Genomic DNA, 17,860 nt, shown 5'->3' with positions numbered 1-17,860 from the left:
ATAAACCTACTGCGCGTCGTAGGTTCGGTCTGCGATGCTCGCTGTACAGTCGTACAGCTGCGCTTCTCGGCCAAACCTCCTTCCGCTCGCTACGGTTTCTCGGGCTCCCGATACTTTAACGAGGATTCATGGAACAACGTATTGGCAGAAACTACACCCGTATCGCAACCGTTGTCCTGCTGACGCTGGGCTGCCTGTTCGTTCTCAAACCTTTCCTGCCCGCGATCCTGTTCGCGGCGGCCGTCGTCATCTCTTCCTGGCCCCTGTACCTGCGCCTGCTGCGCGCGATGCGCGGGCGGCGCACGCTGGCAGCGCTGACGATGACGCTCTCGCTGACCCTGCTCGTCATCATCCCGCTCGCCATCGTCGCCTACAACCTGGCCGACGACGTCGCCACCACCTTCGGCCAGCTGCGCGACAGCATCGAGCACGGCGCCCTCGTGCCGCCCGGCTGGGTGCGCGAATTACCCTTCATCGGCGATACCCTCGACGTCTACCTGCGCCAGCTGGTGGCCAGCCGCGACCAGATGCTGGCCCTGGCCCAGCGCATGGTCGAGCCGGCCCGTCACTACCTGATGGCGGGCGGCCTGCTGCTCGGCACCGGCGTTCTGCAGATGAGCCTGGCCGCCTTTGTCAGCTTCTTCCTGTACCGCGACGGCCACGCGCTGATCGCGGTGACGGCGAGCATGATGGCGAAAGTGATGGGCGAGGGCGCGCAATCGGTGTCCGACATCATCAGCCAGACCACGCGCGGCGTCATGTACGGCCTGCTCGGCACCGCGCTGGCGCAGGCCCTGTTGGCCGCGATCGGCTTTTCGATTGCCGGCGTCCCTGCCGTGCCGCTGCTGTCGGTGCTGGTGTTCGTCACCTCGCTCGTGCCCTTCGGCCCGCCGCTGATCTGGGGCGGCGCGTCGATCTGGCTGTTCGGCCAGGGCCTGACGGGCTGGGGCATCTTCATGGTGATCTGGGGCACGGTCCTGATCAGCGGCGTCGACAACGTGGTGCGGCCGATGCTGATCAGCCGCGGGACCAGTTTGCCGTTCCTCTTGACCTTATTGGGCGTGCTGGGCGGGGTGATCGCCTTCGGCTTCGTGGGGATGTTCATCGGGCCGGTGCTGCTGGCCGTCGGTTATTCGCTGATGAGCGAATGGACGGGGACGCGTGATCCGATCGTCAAGCAGAAGGACGAGCAGGGGGCATGAATCGGCTTGGCGGCAGGTCCCCTGCTCGCGACGATCAGTCGAATGAATGTGCCAATCGACAAGCTGGCATGAGCGGCAGCTTCCGATAAAACGGCGCGCGGGTCCGCTATTGCGGAAGCTTCCACGAACGCAGGCTCGCAAGTACGGTCAAGAGTTCGGCTGGTTCGACAGGTTTGGCAACGTGCATCTGGAAGCCGGCCGTCAGTGCGCGCATCCTGTCCTGGACCCTGGCGTATGCGGTGAGCGCGACTGCCGGCACGCTCCGGCGTCGGGTGTCGCGCTCGCGCTTGCGTAGTTCCGCAATAAATTCATACCCATCCATTTCAGGCATGCCGATATCGCTGACGACGAGATCCGGCCGGATTCCCTCGAACAGGGTCAAGGCCTCGCGGGCATTGGAAGCGGTCTCGACAATAGCGTGCGCGCTCGACAGGACTGAGGCAAGCATGTCGCGTGCGTCATCGTCATCCTCCACCAACAGAATGGTTGCGCCTTGCAGCCCAAACTCTTCGGTATTGTCCATGATCGGGAAATGGGCAAGCGATTCCATGGCGGCGTGCGCAGCCGCACTGGCTTCCTTGATCGCCGCCAGAGGTAGCGTGACCGTGAATTCAGCCCCTTTGCCCAGCCCGGGACTGGATACCTGGACATCGCCGCCATGCAGCTCGACCAGCTTCTTGACGATCGCGAGGCCCAGCCCAAGTCCACCTTGCTTGCGCGTGGACGTCGGGTCGACCTGGGTGAACGTGTCGAATATGGTCGGCAAATGTTCCGCCGGAATACCCGCCCCGTTATCGGTAATCACGATCTGCACATTGGAATCCTGCTTTCTCAATGTGAGCTGGACGCGGCCGCCCTTGGGCGTGAACTTGATTGCGTTCGCCAGGAGATTCCAGGCGATTTGCTGTAACCGTTCGGGATCGCCCGATATCGGACCGGCCGCGGGATCGAGGATGAGCTGCAAACCGATGTTTTTCGCCGCGGCCGCAGGACGCAGCGCTTCGACCGCCGCTTCAATCGACACGTGCGGCGAAAACAACTGGACGTTCAGCCGCAGTTTGCCATTTACGATGCGGGAGATGTCGAGCAGGTCTTCGACGATCTGGGCCTGGCTACGGGCATTGCGTTCGATCGTCGTGATGGCGCGTTGACGCATCGACTCGTCCAGCTTGCCGGCAGTGAGCATTTGCGCCCAGCCCAGTATCGACGTGAGCGGGGTCCGTAATTCATGCGACACGGTGGCGAGGAACTGGTCCTTCGCTTCGTTGGCCCGTGCGGCTTCCTCGTACAGCCTCTGCTTTTCCAGTGCGTCCACTTCCGCCCGCCGCCGCGCAAAGAGGGCCTCCTGGTACAAGGATGCCTTGTTCAGGCCGATCGCTGCCTGTGCCGCCAAGGTCTCGACCAGACGCTCATGGCTTTCCGTAAACTGGTCGGGTCGTTCATGACCAAAGAACAGACCGCCGATCACCTCGCCGTCGCCTAGGGAGACCGGTACCGCCAGGTAGGAACAGACAGGCAGGTGGCCAGGCGGCATGCCATGGTGGGGCGCCATTTTGCCGTAACGCGGGTCCGAGCGAATGTCGCCGCTGCGAATGGTCCGCTCTCCCCGGAAAGTGGGCCCGAAGAGGTGGGTCGCGCGCGGCAGCGGGAACTGGCTGAAGTGCTCTTTTGGCACACCTGCGATCGTATACAAGGTGTAGCTTTCACCGCCCTCGTCGCGCACGTTATAGAAGAACGCGCCGAACTGCGCGCCGATCAGTTCGGTAGCGGCGGTCGTCACTGCATCGACGATCTTCTCGTGGCTGAGCTCCTGGAGAATCAAGGAGCCAATCGCATGCAGCGCTTCCCGTTCGCGATCCTGCTGCCGGCGCGGCCGGGCGTCCTGGACTTCGATGACGGTGCCTACGACCTTGCCGTCCCGGCGCACCGGACTGGCCGTGAATTGGACCGGATAGAACGTTCCGTCACGATGCACGAAGGTTTCTTCGCCCCGTTCCTGGAGATTGGCCGGCGCCGCCCGGTCGATGGGGCACTCCGCGAGCGGATAAGCTTGTCCATCCGGGCGGGTATGGTGCACAAAATCATGCAAAGGCCCACCTTGCACCTCCTCTAGCCGGTATCCGGTCAGGAGTTCGGCCGCTGGGTTCATGTACACACAACACTGCCGCTCATCCATGACGAACATGGCAACAGTTGCGTTATCGCAGACATCCTGCAAGTGCGAGAGGTGGGTAGGGTGGATTGGAGAAGACACGAGGGCGCTCGAAAAGGGATGGGGAATTATACATACGCCCTTCCTCGTCCGTAGCTCGATTGCAAGGGCGCTGGAAGGCGTTCTGTCCGGCGCTAGCCCGCAACCAGGGAAGGCGCTTTCGTCCGCATCGTGTCGATCGTATCGATCACGTCCCGCACCCGGAACGGTTTGATCAGGATGCGCGTGACCATCTGGGTTCTCAGCATGTGCAGCAGCTCGGCGTCGCATACTTCGACCAGGACCGAGATTGGCACGGATTGTCCGACAGCATACTGCCCCGCGCGGATTTCCTGGATCAGGACCAGTCCTTTGCAGGCCTCCCTGGACGGCGGCCAGGCAACCGTGATGATCGCGCCGTCGAAGCGCCGCAGCTGGCAAGCTTGCGTCGCCGTCGCATAATTCGCAGCTTCGATTACCTCGGCGGTGCCGAGGCTGCGCATCGTGAGCGAAACGCTCTGGCGCAGCAGGTTCGCAGGCTCGACAAGCAGGACCCTGAACGGCTCGGGAGGCTTAAACATCCTGCTTCCCCTGCGCTGCGGTGAGCTCCAGCAAAGCCAGGTCGCGCAGGCTCTCCAGGATTGCCTGCTCGACCTGGTCCAGTGTACGTGGACGCGTATCGATCAGGCACAGGGTGCCGAGCGCCAGCCCGTTCTCGCACACCAGCGGCGCACCGGCATAGAACCGGATGCGTGGCGTACCCGTCACCAGCGGGTTGTCGCAAAAACGCCGATCGAGTAGCGCATCCGGCACCAGAAGCAGGCCGCTTCCCAGAATCGCATGCGCACAGAAAGAAATGTCGCGCGGCGTTTCGCAGGCGGCGATGCCGATGCGCGCCTTGAACCATTGTCGGTCGGAATCGACAAGACTGATCAGGCAAATCGGAACGTCGAATTCGGCCGATGCGAACTCGACAATTTTATCCATCCGCTCTTCGGGCGGCGTATCGAGCAGGAGCAGTGCGCGCAGTAGGGCGAGACGAGCGTGCTCATTGTCGGGTAAGGGTGGAGTGATCATTCTGGAATTGCCGTCCGATTGCCGGGCTCACTGATCCGCTTGGCTCAGGGAGGCCGCTTGTGCACTTCCCAATTGAAAATGCTGAGAAACTATTGTAGGGCCATCATTCGGGCCTGTCTGGTTTTCCAGGTTTATATGTTGTTTCTATGCACTTTCAGTTGCTCGAAATGACAGCGCACGCTAGAGGGCAGCGGCCAGCAATGCCCGCAGCTTGTCGAAATCGATGGGCTTGGTCAGGTGATGGTCAAATCCCGCCGCGAACGCGAGCTGCTTGTCCGCCTCCTGCCCCCAGCCGGTGGCGGCGATCAGCAGCAGATTGTCTCCGCCCGGGCGCTGGCGCACGCGGCGCGCCAGTTCGTAGCCGTTCATGTCGGGCAGGCCGATATCGAACAGGGCCACCTGCGGCTGGAACCGGTCCAGCACCTCCAGGGCCTCGGCGGCGCTGTGCGCGACGCGCGCCAGGCAGCCCGACAGTTCGAGGAACATCTGCAGGGTCTCGGCCGCGTCGACATTGTCGTCCACCACCAGCACGCTGGTTGGCGCGACGGCATCGGAGGCGGTGGCAATGGTGGCCGGCGTCGCCTGCACCGAGGCCAGCGGCAGGCGCACCGTGAAGGTGCTGCCGCGGCCTTCGCCTGCGCTCTCGACGCCGATGCTGCCGCCGTGCAGGGTCAGGATGCCGCGTACCAGCGCGAGCCCGATGCCGAGGCCGCCCTTCGAGCGGTCGAGCGCCGGTTTCAGCTGCGAGAACATGTCGAACACGGTGCCCAGCGCATGCGCGGGGATGCCGATACCGTTGTCGCGTACCGTGATCACGGCTTCCTGTCCTTCGCTGCGCAGTTCGAGGTCGATGGTGCCGCCGTCCGGCGTGTACTTGCAGGCGTTCGTCAGCAGGTTGACCCCCACCTGGAGCAGCCGCGTCGGGTCGGCCTCGACCACCGCACCCGGTGCGTCGACCCTCACGTTCAGGGTATGCCCGGCGGCGCGCATCATGGCCGCCACGTCCTCGACCGCACCGTGCACGATATCGGCCAACAGCACGGGCTCGCGGCGCAGCTCCATGCGGCCCTGGGTGATGCGCGAGACTTCCATCAGGTCGTCGACCAGGTGCGTCAAATGATGCAGCTGGCGGTCGAACACGTCGAGCAGGGGACGCCGCTCCGCACCGGCGCCGTGCTCAAGCTTCAGCACCTCCAGGGCGCTGCGCATCGGCGCCAGCGGATTTCTCAGTTCGTGCGACAGGGTGGCGAGGAATTCGTCCTTGCGGCGGTCGGCGTCGGACAGGGCCAGGTTCAGGGCGCGCAGCTGGGTTTCGGCCTCGAGCCGGGCCTCGAGCGCCTGCTCGGCACTTTTACGCGCGGCCAGCAGTTCGCGCTCGTAGGAACGCCGCTCGTTCACGGCGAACAAGGCCCATTCGTCGAAGGCCGCGCCGTCGACGATCCGGCGCACGATGTTCACCAGGACGGGCACACGCTGCCCGGCGCTGTCGCGCAGCTCGACCTGCAACTGGGCCACCGAACCCTGCACCTGCAGCAGCGGCAGGCAGTGGGTCTGGTGAAACAGGCGGGTGCCCACCGGCAGGCGGTCCTGGATGTGCACCTTGTTCACCAGCGCGCTCGCCGAATAGCCGAGCCAGCGGCACAGCGTCGCGTTCGCGCGCAGGATCAGGCCGGCGCCGTCGGTCAGCAGCAGGCCGCAGGGGGCGTGCTGGTAGAGCGTGTCGTCGTCCGGCAATCCGTTCAAGCCGACAATCCCTGTTGGTCGAGGAAGGCCTGGGTCAGGCGCACGCAGTCCTGCGGCGCGCTCATGTGCGGGCAGTGGCCAATGTTGCGCACCTGCTCGAGCCGGCTGCCGGCGAGCCGCTCGCGCAGCCAGGCGCCCACTTCGCGTGGTGCGATCAGGTCGTCGCTGCACTGCAGGATCAGCGTCGGCAGGGTCGCGTCGGCGAGGTCGGCGCGGTGGTCGGACAGGAAGGTGACGCGGCCGAAATGGCGGGCGATGTCGGGATCGTTGCGGCAGAAGCTGTTGGTCAGTTCGATGCCCAGGTGCGGCAGGTTGGGCGCGCCCATGATGACCGGCGCCATCGCGCTCGACCAGCCGAGATAGTTCGCTTCCATCGTATCGAGCAGCTCGTCGATGTCGCCGCGCGAAAAGCCGCCGCGGTAGTCGCCGTCGTCGATATAGCAGGGCGAAGGCGCGATCATGACCTGGGCCAGGAAACGCTCCGGCGCCTTGATCCCGGCCAGCATGCCGATCATGGCGCTGACCGAATGGCCGACATACACGACCGGGCCTTTCAGGTCGTCGATAATTTCAAGCAGGTCGTCGGCATGGCCATGCAGGGTCGCGTGGCGCTCGCGGTCGTAGGCCGCCAGGTCGGAGTTGCCGCTGCCCGTCAGGTCGAAGGTGACCACGCGGTAGCGGTCCGCGAAGGCGGGCGCCATGAAGCGCCACACGACCTGGTCGCAGCCGAAGCCATGCGCAAACACGAGGGTGATGGGGCCGCTGCCCGCGATGGTCACGTTGTTACGAAGACGCACGTTCATACGGGCCTCACTGTGAACTGATGATTTTTCCAACGAAACATTATACGCATGCAAAGCGGTGCGCAGGGCAGCGGCTTTGTAACGCGTTTGTACGTCTTAGCTCAGTTCGTCTTCGTCTTCGCCGCGCTCCAGGCGCGGGATTACTTTCACCAGCAGGATGCGCGGGCCGTTCGTCTTTTTCACGACCACGTCGAATTTCGGGAACTCGATGCGCTGCCCCTGTTTCGGAATGTCGCCCAGCTTCGCCATCAGCAGGCCGCCGACCGATTCGACGTCGTCCAGGCCCATCTCTTCGTTGTCGATGTCGATGCCGAGCAGGCGTTCGAGCGAATAGATCGGCAGCGAGGCCTTGCCGATATAGGTGCCGTCCGACTGCGGCAGCCAGTCGTTTTCGTTCATCCGGAATTCGTCGCGGATCTCGCCGACCATCGCGCCGAGCAGGTTGTCGAGCGTAATGAAGCCGACCGGGCGCTTGCCCTTTTCGCCGATCAGGGCGAAGTGCGGGGCGCCGGTGCGGAAGCGGCGGAAGATGTCCTGGGCCGGCGTGCGCGCCGAAATCGTCTCCACGGGGCGCAGGAATTGCGAGAGGTCGCTGATGTCTTTCCCCGACTGCTGGGCGAAGAACAGGTCTTTCAGGTGGATCACGCCCAGCACTTCCTCGCCTTCCTCGTCGAAGTAGGGATAGCGCGAGAAGCGGTTGCGGCGCACCGTGTCGAGGTTTTCCTCGATCGACAGGTCTTCGTGCAGGGCGATCACCTCGTTGATCGGACGCATCAGGTCGGACACGGCCATTTCGGAAAACTCCAGCGACTGCGCCAGGATGTGGCGCTCGTCATGGGTGAATTTCTCCTTGCCGGTGCTGGTGCTGGTGTTGGTGCGCAGGATGAGTTTCAGTTCGTCGGTCGAATAATGGGTTTCGTGGCTGCCGGTGCCGGCCAGGCCCGCCACGCGCAGCACGCCGTTCGCGCTCGCGTTCAGCAGCCAGATCGCCGGGTACATGGCCCAGTAAAAACCGTACAAAGGCAGCGCGCACCACATGGCGACGACTTCGGGAATCCGGATCGCGAGCGATTTCGGCGCGAGTTCGCCGACCACGATGTGGAGGAAGGAGATGACGCTGAAGGCAACGACAAAGGAGACGCCGTGGATGATCTGGGGGGAGGTCACGCCGACCAGGCCGAACACCGGTTCGAGCAGGCTGGCAAAGGCCGGTTCGCCGACCCAGCCCAGGCCGAGGGAGGCGAGGGTGATGCCGAGCTGGCAGGCGGACAGGTATTCGTCGAGCTGGCCGTGGACCTTGGCCAGGATGCGGCCGCGCAGGCCCGAGGTTTTGGCGATGGCGCGCACGCGCGTTTTACGTAACGTGACGATGCCGAATTCCGCCGCCACGAAGAAGCCGTTCAGGACAACCAGGAAGAGGGCCAGAACGACAAATAGAATATTTTCCATACAAGATGTGAGTTAATAAAAGGCAAAGCCGATGCCCATTGTACAAGGTTCACTGAGCTCAACGGTTCGCTAGCCGTCCTGATGCATCGAAGCCAGGATCGCCTCGACCGCCGGATGCTGGATCTTTCTCTCGTTCGAGATCGCATAGAACTGCTCGCGCACCTGCGGTACCCGGCCCACCAGCACCGCCTGCAACTGTTCGGCCAGGTCGCTGGCGAGCGCCGCCGGCGCGAAGAACAGGCCCAGGCCGCGCCGGCCGAAGGTATTCAGTAAAGCGTTGTCCTCGAACTCGCCCACCACGTCGGGGTGCACGCCCTGCAGCTCGAACCATTCGTCGATCTTCAGGCGCAGGGCATTATTCCTTGTCGGCAGCAGGAAGGGCGCGCCATTCAGGTTCTTCGGGAAGTCGGGCGAATGGATCTGCGCCAGCGCGGCCGTGCCGACCACCGTCATCTCGCTCTCGAACAGCAGGTGGCTGAACACGCGCAGGGTGCTGCCGGTCGGCAGCGCGCGGTCGGTCAGCACCACGTCGAGTTTATGGAGGGCCAGGTCGGCCAGCAGCGCCTCGTACTGGTCCTCGTAGCAGACCAGGCGCACCGGGGTGGCGAGCTGGGTGGTCGCTTCCAGCAGGCGGTAGGCGGTCAGTTTCGGCAGCGAGTCGGAAATGCCAACCGAGAGACGGGTGCGCAGGGTGGACGACTGGTCGAGCGCATCCTGCATCTGCTCGCCGAGGAGAAAAATCTGGTCGGCATAGGTGCGCGCCAGTTCGCCCGCGTCGCTCAGCACCAGGCGCCGGCCCTGCTGGGTGAACAGCGATTTCCCAAGGGACTGCTCGAGCAGGGCGATCTGGCTGCTGACGGTCTGCACGGCCAGGCCGAGACGCTCGGCCGCGCGCGTGATGCTGCCCTCCTTGGCGACCACCCAGAAATAGTACAGGTGGCGAAAATTGGTGCCCGCGTTTTTCATCTTCAGCTCGATCTCTTCCGTTTTCTCGAAGTATTCCTTCGATTATCTTCGCTTTTTCAATAAGTCGCCAGCCCTTACACTGCATCCCGTCAACAACAACATTGAAGGGAAATCAATATGAAGCACTTCAGGGGATCATTCCTCGTCGCTATCGTCTGCCTGGGATTAGCGGGCTGGTGGGGCTACGAGCATGCGGGCCTGTCCGGCGCGCTGACGGCCATTGGCGTGGCCACCATCCTGTCGATCATGGAGGTGTCGCTCTCCTTCGATAACGCCGTGGTCAACGCCTCGGTCCTGAAAGGCTGGAACGAGTTCTGGCTGAAGCTGTTCCTGGGCCTGGGCATGATCATCGCCGTGTTCGGTATGCGCCTCGTGTTCCCGCTGGTCATCGTCGCCGTTGCGGCCGACCTGGGGATCACCGAAGTGTGGAACCTGGCACTGTCCGATCCGAAAGGCTTCTCGTCGCACCTGACGGCCCACCACGCTGAAGTGGCGGCTTTCGGCGGCATGTTCCTGATGCTGGTCTTCCTGAACTTCCTGCTTGACTCGGACAAGGAAACCCACTGGCTCGGACACTTCGAGAAGAAGCTCGGTTCGCTGGGCAAGATTTCCTCGATCGCCGTGATGATCGCGCTCGCTTCGCTGCTGTTCTCGATGACCTTCGTCGAAGCTGGCCAGAAGATGGTGGTTCTGGTTGCCGGTATCTGGGGCATCCTGGTGTATGTCGGTGTCGACATGATCAGCGGCCTGCTGGAGAAGGAAGAAGAAGGCGGCGGCGACGTCGGCGACATGGTCAAGAAGGGCGGTATCGGCGGCTTCCTGTACCTGGAAGTGCTGGACGCATCGTTCTCCTTCGACGGCGTGATCGGCGCCTTTGCGATCACCACCGACGTCGTGATCATCATGCTGGGCCTGGCAATCGGCGCGATGTTCGTGCGTTCGATGACGGTCTACCTGGTCAAGAAGGGCACGCTGGACGAGTTCGTGTACCTGGAGCACGGCGCGCACTACGCGATCGGTATCCTGGCCGTGATCATGCTGGCAAGTATGAAGTTCCACGTGCCTGAGATCGTGACGGGCCTGACGGGTGTGGCGTTCATTGCGGCTTCGCTGTGGTCGTCGATCCAGTACAAGAAGAAGCATGCTGCTCTGGAAGCGCATGAAGGTGTCAAAGAGCTGGCGTAAGCGGTAAGGAAATGTCGTACCGCGTGGGCATGCCCACGCGGTACAGAGCAAGAGCAGCACCGTAGGGTGGGCACTTGTGCCCACGCGGTACAGAGCAAGAACAGCAGCACAGAATTCCGCGCAGCGCCACCAGCGCTGTCGCACAACGAACCGCACGGCGAATGGCAGGACACCAGTTCGCTGCGCGTGGTAACCCCGGTGTTCAATAAAGTAGTACTCACTCAGGAGATACAACATCATGGCAATCAGTCTGCAAAAAGGCGGCAACGTCAACCTGTCGAAAGAAGCTCCAGGCCTGACCAACCTCAAGGTCGGCCTTGGCTGGGACACCCGCGCCACCGACGGCGCGGCCTTCGACCTCGACGGCGCGGTCTTCCTGCTGAACTCGTCGGGCAAGGTACGTTCCGACGCCGACTTCATCTTCTACAACAACCTGAAGTCGGCCGACGGCTCGGTCGTCCACTCGGGCGACAACAAGACCGGCGAAGGCGCGGGCGACGACGAGAGCGTCTCGGTCGACCTGACCAAGGTTCCGGCCGACGTCGACAAGATCGTGCTGGCAGTCACCATCCACGACGCCGACACCCGCCGCCAGAACTTCGGCATGGTCGGCAAGGCCTTCATTCGCTGCATCAACGCCAATGGCGAGAGCGAAATTGCCCGCTACGACCTGTCGGAAGACGGCTCGACGGAAGCGGCGATGATCTTCGGCGAGGTGTATCGTAACGGCGCCGACTGGAAATTCCGCGCCATTGGCCAGGGCTTCCAGGGCGGCCTGGGGCCACTCGCCAAGAACTACGGCGTCAACGTTTAATTAACAGGTTCGCGGTCTCTCCCTGAACGGAGGGCCGCATTTCAAAGGAAGCCAAATGCCAACTTTTACCGTGACCGGGGATGTCGATCCCTTCCTGCATGTGTCGATGCGTCAGGGCGAAACCATCTATTGCGAGTCCGACGCGATGGTGATGATGGAATCGACCCTCGACCTGAAAGGCAAGATGCGGGGCGGGCTCGGCAGCGCGCTGATGCGCACCTTCGCCAACGGCGAGTCCTTCTTCCAGCAGCACATCGAAGCCACGCGCGGCGCCGGCGACTGCCTGCTCTCGCCGACGCTGCCGGGTGCGATGCAGATCGTCGACGTCGGCCCGAACAATTACATCATCAGCGACGGCGCCTTTGTCGCGGCTTCGTCCGGCGTCGGCCTGAACGTGCGCACCCAGAGCATCGGCAATGCGCTCTTCGCCAACAGCGGTGGCTTCTTCGTCACCGAGACGAGCGGCCAGGGGCAGGTCGTGGTGTCGGGTTTCGGGTCGATGTCGATGCTGGACGTCGAGCCGGGAAAGGACGCGATCATCGACAATTCGCACGTCGTGTGCTGGGACAGCACGCTACGCTACGAGATCTCGATCACGACCGGCACCAGCGGTGGCTTCCTGGGTAACCTGATCAACAGCCAAACCAGCGGCGAGGGCATGGTCCTGCGCTTTTCGGGCAAGGGCAAGGTCTACGTGTGTTCGCGTAACCGTGCCGCCTTTAAAGCCTGGATGCAAACGCCCGCCAAATAAGTCTGCTCACAAGGAGTAATGCAATGACAGTCAATCTGCAAAAAGGCCAGAAAATCTCGCTCTCGAAAGAGGGCGGCGGCGCACTCACCCGCGTCACGATGGGCCTCGGCTGGGACGCCATCAAGACCAAGGGCTTCCTCGGCTTCGGCGCGAAGACCGAAAGCGTCGACCTCGACGCCTCGGTGGTGATGTTCGACGAATCGAACCGTCCGGTGGACACCGTCTGGTTCCGCCAGCTCAAAAGCAAGGACGGCAGCATCGTCCACACCGGCGACAACCGCACCGGCGCGGGCGACGGCGACGACGAGCAGATCAACGTCGACCTGTCCAGCGTGCCGCCGAACGTGAAGTCCCTGGTCTTCACCGTGAACAGCTTCACGGGCCAGAACTTCTCGCAGGTGCAAAACGCCTACTGCCGCCTGCTCGACGCATCCGGCAACAAGGAAGTGGCGCGCTACGACCTGTCGGTGCAGGGCGCCCACACGGCCCAGGTGATGGCCAAGCTCTACCGTCACAATGGCGAATGGAAGATGCATGCGATCGGCGAAAATGCCAGCGGCCGCACCTTCGATGACCTGATGCCGGCCATTACGCCGCATCTGTAATCGGTCGTTTGTCGTAGTCGAGGAAACCGGGGATACGTCCCCGGTTTTTTTTCGCACCTCAGTGTTGTTGCTCGCTATCCCGCAGCAGATGCTGGTGCATTTCCGCCGTCAGCTTTTCGATGCGTTCCGCCATCGTCCTGGTGATTTCCGTCAGTTCCGTATTCCGGCGCAGCAATTCCAACATCTGCTCGGATTGCCTGGTCGAGGCGGCGGCGATGGCTTCGCGGTGCTTGGCATCCGCGTCGGAGTGCGCCTTGTCGCGCGCCGCCTGGCGCGTTTGCGCGAGCAGGATAAGCGGGGCTGCGTAGGCTGCCTGCAGGCTGAACGCCAGATTGAGCAGGATGAAGGGGTACAGGTCGAAATGCATGAACCCGAGTGCGTTGGCGGCGATCCAGACTGCAACAATCAAGGTTTGCGCACCGAGGAAAACAGGCGTTCCGAAGAAACGGGCGAAGGCTTCCGCTTTCAACCCGAACACGTCGCTGCCGAAGGTCTTGAACAAATGCTCGTGCTGACGATGAAAGCGCAAGTGATCGACATCGGGGTCGCCTTCCGAAGGCAAAGCGGAGATTTGAGACGAGTTCATGACACCCCCTGGGACGAACGGACGACCCACTATAGCCCGAATCGTCGTGAGAAAACTGCATGTACGGGCGTGCCGGCCCCGACTTTGTTTGATATTTCTTGTTGACATCATCCGAGAATGAGCTTAGTGTATTAATCAACTAATACACTAAGCGCCATGACCACCCACTCCGCCCAGCTGTTCTCGATCACCACCGGCTCCTCCGAGCCGATCTACCGCCAGCTCGTCGAGCAGGTGCGGCGCCTGATTGCCGCCGGCCAGATGGCCCCCGGCGACGGCATGCCTTCGGTGCGCGAGGTCGCCCAGGCGCTGACGCTCAATCCGATGACCGTCTCCAAGGCCTACGGCCTGCTCGAGATGGAAGGGCTATTGACGCGCAAGCGCGGCATGGGCATGAGCATCGCCGACCGCGCCGGCACCCGGCACAGCGCCCTTGAGCGCGCCGAACTGCTGCGTCCAATCCTGGAACGCGCGGCCATGGAGGCGCGCCAGCTCGAACTCGATCCCGACACCGTCCTCTCCCTGTTCACCCATATCCTGAAGGAACAAGCATGAACACCCCGATCGTCCGGCTGTCCTCGGTCCGCAAGCAGTTCGGCAGTACTCCCGTCCTGAATGGCCTCGACTGGCAGGTGATGCCGGGCCAGGTGATCGGCCTGCTGGGGCGCAACGGCGCCGGCAAGTCGACGCTGCTCGAATGCCTGCTTGGCCTGCGCGAAGCGGATGGGGGAGCGGTCACCATCTACGGCGAGGATGTGAACGCGCTGTCGGACGCCACCCGTGCCCGGATTGGTTACGTGCCGCAGAAATCGGACCTGTTCGAGTGGCTCACGCCGCGCCAGATGCTGGACTACTTCAAGGCCCTGTATCCGCGCTGGAACGATGCCAAGGTCGATGCGTTGCTCGAACGCTGGGGTTTCGACCTGCCCAAGCTGGGCAGGGCGATCAGCAAGCTGTCCGGCGGCGAGCAGCAGCGCCTGGCCATCATCCGCGCGCTCGGACCCGATCCGGAACTGCTGGTCCTCGACGAGCCGGTCTCCGCGCTCGACCCGGTCGGCCGCCGCGAGTTCCTGCGCGAGCTGATCGACGGCGTCATCGAGCGCGGCACCACGGTCGTGTTCTCGACGCATATCCTGTCCGACCTGGAACGGGTCGCGCTCGATGTCGCCTTCCTCAAGGACGGCAGGATCGCGCTCCAGGGCCAGCTCGACGAACTGCTCGAAGGCGCGCACCGCGTCGTCGGCGCGCCGGGCGTGCGCGCCGAGCCGCTCAGCCTGGAAGACCTGTTCATCGAGGTGACGCAATGAGCCCGGCACTGCGCACGCATGCCGTGCTTGCACGGATGGCGCTCAGTTCGCGCCAGCCGAGCGCCTGGATGATCGTGCTGTCCTTCGCGGCGGTGGCTGCCGTCACCATCGGTTTCCTGGTCCAGCTGAAAATGGACGACCCGATGCTGAGCATCGGCGTGGCGGCGCGTATCGCGCTGGCCGGCCTGCTCGCCGGCTGGGCGGGCTACTTCCTGCCGGGCGCCATCAAACTCAACACGCCGGCCAATGCGCGCCTGGTGCCGGCCCTGCGCCGCCGGCTGATGCAGCTGACGGCGGGCGCCTGGGCCGCCGCCACGCTCCTGGCGGCGCTGCTGGCGGTCGGCACCGGACTGGCCCCAAGCCTGGTCCTGCTGGGTGCCGGCGGCGGGCTTGCCACCTTCGCCCTGGCACGCACCGGCCACTGGGCGGGCGTCGCTGCGCAGTTCGGCCTGTTCCCCCTGGTTGCCCTATCGAGGGTGATTCCGGCCAGCGCGCTGGACCGGCTGGCGCATGGGGCCGGCCTGGCGGCGGCCAGCCTGCTGATGCTCGCCTACGGCGCCTTCACCCTCAGGACCATGTTCATGAACGGCGGCGAGCGCCATTACGCCCTGCGCGAACGGCAGAAGCTGCAGACCGAACGGCTGACGCCGAAAGGGCAATTCAGGGAAGGCAAGCCGAACCGGGTCTTCACGGCGGTCTACCTGGCCGCGCTGCGCCGCGACTGTGCCGGCCGCGATGCCGGCAAGCTGCTCGGCCACCTGCTGGGCGCGCGCGAGCACTGGAGCGGCCAGCTGCTGGCGCTGGCCGTGGTCACGCCGGTCCTCGGAGGTGCGCTGCTGGCCTTGCGGTTCTACGACGGCGATGCGCTGCGCCTCATGGTGGCCAATGGCGGCTGGGCAGTCGCGGCGAGCCTGATGCTGGTGCCCCTGTTCGACCACGAACGCCGCAACATCCGCCTGATGGAGACCCGCGGCGAACAAACCCTGCTGCGCCTGGCGCCCGCCATGCCCGCCGGCGCCGCCGCGTTCAACCGCACGCTGGCCGGCGTGCAGCTGCGCAGCGCCGTACTCGGATGGTGCCTGCAGGCCGGGGCAGTCGGATTGCTGACGCTCGCCGCCGGCGCGCCGGCCTCCTTCTACGTCCTGCAACTGTGCCTGTGCTGCCTGACGCTGCCGCTGATCGGCACCAACCTGCGCCAGCATGCCCGGCATGCCGGCCTGCTCGGACTCGGCCCGGCGTTCGCGCTGCTCGTGACGGCGGCGATCAGCTTCGCCGCCGGCGCCGCGATCCATGCCGTCTCGGGCCTGCCCATCACGGCAGGCGCTGCACTGGCCAGTGTCCTGATCGCGCTGGTGGTCGTGCCCTGGCGCTGGAAACGCAGCGTCGCTGCCCCGATCGCTTTTCCGGTCGGGCGCCTGGCCTGACTAGTGCGCGCTCTTCTGGACGAGTGCGCTGCCCACCCCGTGACGCCGGCCTTCGCTGACCGCCGTCACGGTGCCGTCCGGATTGAACACGATCGCATTCGCCGCGCCGATCTCCTCGGCGGGGTCTTCCCACTTGTGACCGAAGGCCGACAGTGCCTGCGCCTGGGCCGAGCCGCCGAAGCCCGGTTCGACCGAGGTGGCTGCGCCATTCCGTTCCGACAGGCGCGGCGCATTGACCGCCGCGTCCATCGGCATGCCGAAGTCGACGTAGTTGACGATCGTCTGCAGCACCGTGGTGATGATGGTCGCGCCGCCCGGGCTGCCGATGGTGAAGGCGGGCTTGCCGTCCTTCAGGGCGATGGTCGGCGCCATGCTGCTGCGCGGACGTTTACCGGCTTCCGGCACGTTCGGGCGCGGACCGGAAAAATCGAAATCGGTCATCTCGTTATTCAGCAGGAAGCCGTAGCCCGGCACCACGATACCGCTGCCGCCCCAGGACTCGATGGTGAAGGTATAGGAGACGACGTTGCCTTCCTTGTCGGAGACCGTGAAGTGGGTGGTGTGGGCGCTCTCGCGCTGTAGCGGCCGCGTTTGCGGGCGCAGCGGAATGCTCTGGTCGTCCTGGAAGGCGTAGGGATCGCCCGCACTGACATTCGCGCTGGCGCGCTTGAGGTCGATCTGGGCGCGGCGCTGCGCGGCGAACTCTTTCGACAGCAGGCCGCTTACTGGCGCATCGACGTATTCCGGATCGGCGAGATAGGCGTTGCGGTCGGCAAAGGCAAGGCGGCTCGCTTCCAGGTACAGGTGCTCGGCGTTCGCACGCGGCAGCGATTTCAGGTCGTAGCCTTCGAGGATGTTCAGCGCTTCGGCGACAGTGATGCCGCCGCTGCTCGGCAGCGGCATGCCGTAGAGTTCATAGCCGCGGTAGGTGCTGAGCACCGGCTGGCGGATGCGCGCTTCGTAGTTGGCGAGATCGGCCAGCGTCATGCGGCCGGCGCGTACCTGAGCGCCGTTCGCCACCGGCGGCCTGTTGACGGCGTCGACGATGGCGCGCGCCATCGGGCCCTCATAAAAGGCGCGCTGACCTCTGGCGGCGATTTCGCGGTAGGCCTTGGCCATGTCGGGATTGCGCAGCGTGGTCCCGGCCGTCACGGCTTTCCCGTCGCGCAGGTACAGCGCCGACGTGGTGCCGAACTGCCGGAATTTGCCCTCATTTTCACGCGTCAGGTGCGAGAAAGTGTCGCTGACCGTAAAACCTTTGGTGGCGACGTCGATGGCCGGCGCCAGCACCTGCTTGAACTTCATGCTGCCGTAGCGCTCGAGCGCTTCGTGCCAGCCGCGCACCGTGCCCGGCACGCCGACCGATGCCCCGCTGGCGACCGCCTTCTCGAAATCGATCTCTTTACCGCCCTCCAAAAACACTGCTGGCGTGAAGGAGGCGGGCGCCGTTTCGCGGTGGTCGATCGTGATCACGCGCTTGTCCTTGGCGAGATAGATCACCATGAAGCCGCCGCCGCCGATGCCGCAGCTGAACGGATCGGTCACGCCCAGCGTCGCCGCGGCGGCGACTGCCGCGTCGATCGCGTTGCCGCCTTTGTTCAGGATGGCGAGCGCCGATTGCGAGGCCTTCTCGCTGATGGTGGCGACGGCGCCGCCGCTGCCGGTGGCGACCGGCGTCTTGGCAAGCGCCAGCGGCGCGTTGAGGATGATGGAAAGGGTCAGTGTGCAGGTGAGGGCGGTCGCGGATCGGGTCATGG

Annotated in this window: 17 protein-coding genes; 8 read left to right on the top strand and 9 right to left on the bottom strand. The window is 64.2% G+C overall.

What is annotated here, in order from left to right; genetic code table 11:
* The first annotated feature begins 128 nt into the window (after positions 1–128).
* Positions 129–1,202: an AI-2E family transporter gene (locus LPB04_RS01325; protein WP_193687027.1), complete on the top strand. Its 1,074-nt coding sequence runs from the start codon at positions 129–131 to the stop codon at positions 1,200–1,202.
* 106 nt (positions 1,203–1,308) lie between these two features.
* On the opposite strand, the gene LPB04_RS01320 is transcribed toward LPB04_RS01325, so the two are convergent.
* The 7 genes from LPB04_RS01320 to nhaR all read right to left on the bottom strand — a co-directional run bounded on the left by LPB04_RS01320 (position 1,309) and on the right by nhaR (position 9,431).
* The gene (locus LPB04_RS01320) at positions 1,309–3,456 is read right to left on the bottom strand and encodes an ATP-binding protein (RefSeq protein WP_227496576.1); all 2,148 of its coding nucleotides are present in this window, start codon (positions 3,454–3,456) and stop codon (positions 1,309–1,311) included.
* Positions 3,457–3,548: 92 nt separating this feature from the next.
* A complete protein-coding gene (locus tag LPB04_RS01315) occupies positions 3,549–3,974 on the bottom strand; it encodes an ANTAR domain-containing protein (RefSeq protein WP_193687025.1) in 426 nt (141 codons plus the stop codon).
* Entirely contained in the window at positions 3,967–4,470 is a 504-nt protein-coding gene (locus LPB04_RS01310; protein WP_193687024.1) for a GAF domain-containing protein, read from the bottom strand. The genes LPB04_RS01315 and LPB04_RS01310 overlap by 8 nt, the downstream gene beginning before the upstream one ends.
* A gap of 180 nt (positions 4,471–4,650) precedes the next feature.
* Positions 4,651–6,213: a hybrid sensor histidine kinase/response regulator gene (locus tag LPB04_RS01305; protein ID WP_193687023.1), complete on the bottom strand. Its 1,563-nt coding sequence runs from the start codon at positions 6,211–6,213 to the stop codon at positions 4,651–4,653.
* Positions 6,210–7,016 carry an alpha/beta fold hydrolase gene (locus tag LPB04_RS01300; protein WP_193687022.1) on the bottom strand — a complete coding sequence of 269 codons (807 nt, stop codon included), beginning with the start codon at positions 7,014–7,016 and terminating at the stop codon, positions 6,210–6,212. Before LPB04_RS01300 ends, LPB04_RS01305 begins: the two co-directional genes overlap by 4 nt.
* 96 nt (positions 7,017–7,112) lie before the next feature.
* Positions 7,113–8,465 (bottom strand): hemolysin family protein, encoded by a 1,353-nt coding sequence (locus LPB04_RS01295; RefSeq protein WP_193687021.1) that lies wholly within the window; start codon positions 8,463–8,465, stop codon positions 7,113–7,115.
* Between the two features lie 69 nt (positions 8,466–8,534).
* A complete protein-coding gene (nhaR, locus tag LPB04_RS01290; protein WP_193687020.1) occupies positions 8,535–9,431 on the bottom strand; it encodes a transcriptional activator NhaR in 897 nt (298 codons plus the stop codon).
* A gap of 117 nt (positions 9,432–9,548) precedes the next feature.
* On the opposite strand from nhaR, the gene LPB04_RS01285 reads away from it, so the two are divergent.
* From LPB04_RS01285 to LPB04_RS01270, 4 genes are all read left to right on the top strand, one after another.
* Positions 9,549–10,616, top strand: a complete 1,068-nt coding sequence (locus LPB04_RS01285; RefSeq protein WP_193687019.1) for a DUF475 domain-containing protein — start codon at positions 9,549–9,551, stop codon at positions 10,614–10,616.
* Positions 10,617–10,854: 238 nt separating this feature from the next.
* Positions 10,855–11,430 carry a TerD family protein gene (locus LPB04_RS01280; RefSeq protein WP_193687018.1) on the top strand — a complete coding sequence of 192 codons (576 nt, stop codon included), beginning with the start codon at positions 10,855–10,857 and terminating at the stop codon, positions 11,428–11,430.
* 55 nt (positions 11,431–11,485) lie between these two features.
* Entirely contained in the window at positions 11,486–12,181 is a 696-nt protein-coding gene (locus LPB04_RS01275) for a TIGR00266 family protein (protein WP_193687017.1), read from the top strand.
* Positions 12,182–12,204: 23 nt separating this feature from the next.
* Positions 12,205–12,786 (top strand): TerD family protein, encoded by a 582-nt coding sequence (locus tag LPB04_RS01270; protein WP_193687016.1) that lies wholly within the window; start codon positions 12,205–12,207, stop codon positions 12,784–12,786.
* Positions 12,787–12,844: 58 nt separating this feature from the next.
* On the opposite strand, the gene LPB04_RS01265 is transcribed toward LPB04_RS01270, so the two are convergent.
* Positions 12,845–13,372 (bottom strand): DUF1003 domain-containing protein, encoded by a 528-nt coding sequence (locus LPB04_RS01265; protein ID WP_193687015.1) that lies wholly within the window; start codon positions 13,370–13,372, stop codon positions 12,845–12,847.
* A 156-nt stretch (positions 13,373–13,528) separates the two neighbouring features.
* Here LPB04_RS01265 and LPB04_RS01260 point away from each other — a divergent pair, with 156 nt between their 5' ends.
* The 3 genes from LPB04_RS01260 to LPB04_RS01250 are packed head-to-tail and all read left to right on the top strand — an operon-like array spanning position 13,529 to position 16,103.
* A complete protein-coding gene (locus LPB04_RS01260; protein ID WP_193687014.1) occupies positions 13,529–13,927 on the top strand; it encodes a GntR family transcriptional regulator in 399 nt (132 codons plus the stop codon).
* The gene (locus LPB04_RS01255; protein ID WP_193687013.1) at positions 13,924–14,679 is read left to right on the top strand and encodes an ABC transporter ATP-binding protein; all 756 of its coding nucleotides are present in this window, start codon (positions 13,924–13,926) and stop codon (positions 14,677–14,679) included. The genes LPB04_RS01260 and LPB04_RS01255 overlap by 4 nt, the downstream gene beginning before the upstream one ends.
* Positions 14,676–16,103 (top strand): hypothetical protein, encoded by a 1,428-nt coding sequence (locus LPB04_RS01250; protein WP_193687012.1) that lies wholly within the window; start codon positions 14,676–14,678, stop codon positions 16,101–16,103. The genes LPB04_RS01255 and LPB04_RS01250 overlap by 4 nt, the downstream gene beginning before the upstream one ends.
* Here the strand turns inward: LPB04_RS01250 and ggt are convergent, their stop codons facing one another.
* On the bottom strand, positions 16,104–17,858 hold the full coding sequence (ggt, locus tag LPB04_RS01245; protein WP_193687011.1) for a gamma-glutamyltransferase: 1,755 nt from the start codon (positions 17,856–17,858) through the stop codon (positions 16,104–16,106).
* Positions 17,859–17,860: the final 2 nt, after the last annotated feature.

It is taken from the genome of Massilia litorea (assembly GCF_015101885.1).
Taxonomy (GTDB): Bacteria; Pseudomonadota; Gammaproteobacteria; order Burkholderiales; family Burkholderiaceae_D; genus Telluria; species Telluria litorea.
Note: the sequence above shows the minus strand (reverse complement) of the source record. Positions and strands in the feature narration are given on the sequence as shown.

Coding starts and splice junctions, on each gene's coding strand:
- LPB04_RS01280 (WP_193687018.1), top strand. CDS start 10,855: ATGGCAATCAGTCTGCAAAAAGGCGGCAACGTCAACCTGTCGAAAGAA.
- LPB04_RS01275 (WP_193687017.1), top strand. CDS start 11,486: ATGCCAACTTTTACCGTGACCGGGGATGTCGATCCCTTCCTGCATGTG.
- LPB04_RS01300 (WP_193687022.1), bottom strand. CDS start 7,016: ATGAACGTGCGTCTTCGTAACAACGTGACCATCGCGGGCAGCGGCCCC.
- nhaR (WP_193687020.1), bottom strand. CDS start 9,431: ATGAAAAACGCGGGCACCAATTTTCGCCACCTGTACTATTTCTGGGTG.
- ggt (WP_193687011.1), bottom strand. CDS start 17,858: ATGACCCGATCCGCGACCGCCCTCACCTGCACACTGACCCTTTCCATC.
- LPB04_RS01295 (WP_193687021.1), bottom strand. CDS start 8,465: ATGGAAAATATTCTATTTGTCGTTCTGGCCCTCTTCCTGGTTGTCCTG.
- LPB04_RS01270 (WP_193687016.1), top strand. CDS start 12,205: ATGACAGTCAATCTGCAAAAAGGCCAGAAAATCTCGCTCTCGAAAGAG.
- LPB04_RS01310 (WP_193687024.1), bottom strand. CDS start 4,470: ATGATCACTCCACCCTTACCCGACAATGAGCACGCTCGTCTCGCCCTA.
- LPB04_RS01265 (WP_193687015.1), bottom strand. CDS start 13,372: ATGAACTCGTCTCAAATCTCCGCTTTGCCTTCGGAAGGCGACCCCGAT.
- LPB04_RS01325 (WP_193687027.1), top strand. CDS start 129: ATGGAACAACGTATTGGCAGAAACTACACCCGTATCGCAACCGTTGTC.
- LPB04_RS01260 (WP_193687014.1), top strand. CDS start 13,529: ATGACCACCCACTCCGCCCAGCTGTTCTCGATCACCACCGGCTCCTCC.
- LPB04_RS01315 (WP_193687025.1), bottom strand. CDS start 3,974: ATGTTTAAGCCTCCCGAGCCGTTCAGGGTCCTGCTTGTCGAGCCTGCG.
- LPB04_RS01250 (WP_193687012.1), top strand. CDS start 14,676: ATGAGCCCGGCACTGCGCACGCATGCCGTGCTTGCACGGATGGCGCTC.
- LPB04_RS01285 (WP_193687019.1), top strand. CDS start 9,549: ATGAAGCACTTCAGGGGATCATTCCTCGTCGCTATCGTCTGCCTGGGA.
- LPB04_RS01255 (WP_193687013.1), top strand. CDS start 13,924: ATGAACACCCCGATCGTCCGGCTGTCCTCGGTCCGCAAGCAGTTCGGC.